This is a genomic window from Longibacter sp., from assembly GCF_051155795.1.
GTDB lineage: Bacteria > Bacteroidota > Rhodothermia > Rhodothermales > Salinibacteraceae > Longibacter.
The window spans coordinates 1-2,929 of the sequence record NZ_DAXETW010000133.1; the positions used below are offsets into that span (position 1 = coordinate 1).

Here is a 2,929-nt window from a genome sequence, read left to right on the forward strand (position 1 = left end):
TAGCTGGGCTCCTGGTAGGCGCGCTGCAGCTTCTTCCGCCAGGCAGATTGGTCGGCCACCGGGAGGTAGCTGACCACGTTCTCTCGCTTGTGCCACTGGCACCGCTGGACCTGAGCGCATGCCCCGCGAAGCGATCCTGGAGGGCACCTGCGTCGATCGCTCCGTTGCCCTGTTCGGGATTGGGCGTCGCAAACCGATGCCCGGCGGTACCCCCCCCCAGGCTGCGCGACCCGGTGCAGCATTTTGTATTGTCCACTCGGAGCCTGCAAGCGCGAGTCCGAAGGCTGCGCCATCATGGCTATTGGTCGTACGCACCGATATCGCCGCCGAGACCCGGCCCGTGAGCGGCTCACCGAGGTCGAGATAGAAGAAGTCCGGCTCAGCACCTGTAGCCCCTGCCGAACTGGTCATTTCTAGACGTCCATCGCGCATCGACCAGGTGGTCGTCGCCCCGTTATCCGCGTCCGAGACGTACTACGCGTGTCGCCCGCCCCGGTCGAAGCTTTCATACGCACCGCTTGTCCCACGAATCGATGTCGAGAGGGACTGGTGCGGCGTCTGTGGGTCGAAGGCGCTCTGATGGCGTCGCCACTGATACGAGACACTCGTTGAGGCCGGTATGCCGTCCGGCCCGATGGATGCGACCGTGCGGCCCAGCATGTCGCGTGCGGTGATGACCTCTTCGCCGCGGGGGCCTACACCGATTGTTGCCACCTTCGTGCCTGGATCGTGCGACGTGGACTCGACGGACGCCTCAAGTGGGTACACACGAAAGTGGTCGAATTGAGCAGCCGCACGGTTGGCGACAACGCCTGCGTATGCGACGCCGAGCGGAGCGAAGGCCGGGTCGGTGGCCGTGAGCGCGAGCTTGCCGTCGACATACGCATAGATCTCGCCATCGTCAATCTCCAATCGCAGATGCCGCCACGTGCGACCGCGGCTTTCAACGGACGCGGACGCCAGCGTTTCGTTTGCCGATCGAAGCTCAAGAAGCCCCGACCCGGCCAGGCGAAGTACGTACCCTCCGTCGCTGATTTGATCCGAGACCTCAGGTTTTCGGACATGCAACCCGGCCCATAGGTCTGTCCCCGGCGTCGGAGTGTCCGGTCCAATGCATTCAAACCTAACCTCTTATCCCCACGACTGATCTGAACGCTCGGGGGTTACGCCCGGCAGCTTGCCTCGCCAGTACTGCGTCAGCATGAAGCCGACGAACGCGCCGCCCAGGTGGGCGAAGTTCGCAACGCCGGTCTGGCCGCCGGAGAAGCCGTAGAACAGTTCCAGTGCCATCAGGCCGGCAACGAGCCACTTGGCTTTGATCGGGAAGAGGAAGTAGAGATAAATCGGCTGATTCGGGAACAGAACGCCGAACGCGACGAGTACGCCGAAGACGCCGCCGGACGCTCCGACCGTCGGTACCGGAGCATTGACCATAAAGAGGTGAAGGATGGCCGCACCGATCACGCAGGCGAAATAGAAGATTGCGAAGCGCTGCGAGCCCCAGCGATTTTCGATCTGGACGCCAAACATCCAGAGACCGAACATATTGAAGAGGATGTGGCCGAAGGTTGCCGGGCTGTGGAGAAAGCTGTACGTCACGATCTGCCAGGGCCAGAAGCCCGGAATGTCCCCTCGCGATCCGAAGTAGGAGACGCCCATCTCGCCGCTACCGGGCGGATAGAGTGCCATGTAGTTGAGCAACTCGGAAAGGAGCGTTCCGTGTTGCGGTGCCGCCACCTGAGCCGCGAGAAAGAACAGCCCGTTAATGATCAGCAGGTTCTTGATGACCGGCGGAAACACGGAGAATTGCGTGGGCGGCCGGTAGTACGTCTGTCGGTTCATACGGGAGGCTGAAAGCATCGATCGAGGACCCGCCGCACACCCATTCGTTGAACACCTGGGGGATCGGTGCGGCAGCCCGTTCATTTCAACATCGTCCTACGCGCCGCCGCGACCAGCGTTCGGCACGAAGAGCAACCGTTTCCTTCCTTCGTCATTTCCCAACGTCGTGGTCCTTTTCGTATCGGACATGCACTTCGGCCGCCGCGGGATGCGGTCGGAGGATCGCACCGCCGAAGCCGATCTGCTCCGGTGCCTTGAGGCCTTCGACGACCGCCTCGAGCATCTGTACCTCGTCGGCGACGTGTTCGACGCATTCATTGAGTACGATCGGGTGGTGCCCAAGGGATTCGTGCGCTTCCAGGGACACATCGCGGCCCTCACCGATCGAGGCATTCCCGTCACCTACCTCCTGGGGAATCACGACCCGTGGCACCGGCGGTACTTCGAAGAGGAACTCGGTGTGACCGTTGTCCCCGATGCCTGCAGCAGCACGCACTACGACCACCGCCTCTACTGTGCACATGGCGATCACCTGGCCGGAGCAGCCGGAGGCTTCACCACGCGGTTTCGGTCTTTTCTCCGGCACCCGGTCTGCGTCACCCTCTACAGGACCCTTCTCCCCGCCAACACCGGAATCGCCCTCGCCCAGTGGGTCAGCCGCCAGATCCACGATCCGTCCACGAACCCCGACCTGGTGGAGGCCCTGTCCCGGAGGGGCGCAGCGCTTCTCCGCGACGGTCGTGCTGACGTCGTAGTCATGGGACACTCTCACGTCCCGACCCTTCAAACGGAGCGCCGGGGCGTCTATCTGAATACCGGCACCTGGTTTGCAGACCGAACGTTTGCCACCCTGACGCCAACCGAAGCCCGGCTGATGCGGTGGAACGGGACGCGTGCCGAGATCATTGAATCAGCCGATTTACAGAATCAGACGGTCGCCGCCGGTCGCTCGAACTGACTCGGGCACACCTCCTCCGTCTCTCCGCCCGGTCGACCTGCAGCCGCCATTTTTTCACCGAGCCCGGACACGAATCCACGGGAGCGCCTCGTTACCGCGCCCCCTCCGGCTCCTCCAAGACGAACCACG

Annotated in this window: 4 protein-coding genes; 1 reads left to right on the top strand and 3 read right to left on the bottom strand. The window is 63.0% G+C overall.

Features of this window, described 5'->3' with window-relative positions; translation table 11 throughout:
* From ACFCU0_RS13205 to ACFCU0_RS13215, 3 genes are all read right to left on the bottom strand, one after another.
* Positions 1-296, bottom strand: a 296-nt coding sequence (locus tag ACFCU0_RS13205; RefSeq protein ID WP_434974151.1) for a hypothetical protein, incomplete at its 3' end; no start/stop codon positions are given.
* A gap of 178 nt (positions 297-474) precedes the next feature.
* On the bottom strand, positions 475-1,068 hold the full coding sequence (locus tag ACFCU0_RS13210) for a hypothetical protein (protein ID WP_434974148.1): 594 nt from the start codon (positions 1,066-1,068) through the stop codon (positions 475-477).
* Between the two features lie 63 nt (positions 1,069-1,131).
* Positions 1,132-1,842 carry a rhomboid family intramembrane serine protease gene (locus ACFCU0_RS13215; protein ID WP_434974149.1) on the bottom strand — a complete coding sequence of 237 codons (711 nt, stop codon included), beginning with the start codon at positions 1,840-1,842 and terminating at the stop codon, positions 1,132-1,134.
* 166 nt (positions 1,843-2,008) lie between these two features.
* Here ACFCU0_RS13215 and ACFCU0_RS13220 point away from each other — a divergent pair, with 166 nt between their 5' ends.
* Positions 2,009-2,800, top strand: a complete 792-nt coding sequence (locus tag ACFCU0_RS13220; RefSeq protein ID WP_434974150.1) for a UDP-2,3-diacylglucosamine diphosphatase — start codon at positions 2,009-2,011, stop codon at positions 2,798-2,800.
* Positions 2,801-2,929: the final 129 nt, after the last annotated feature.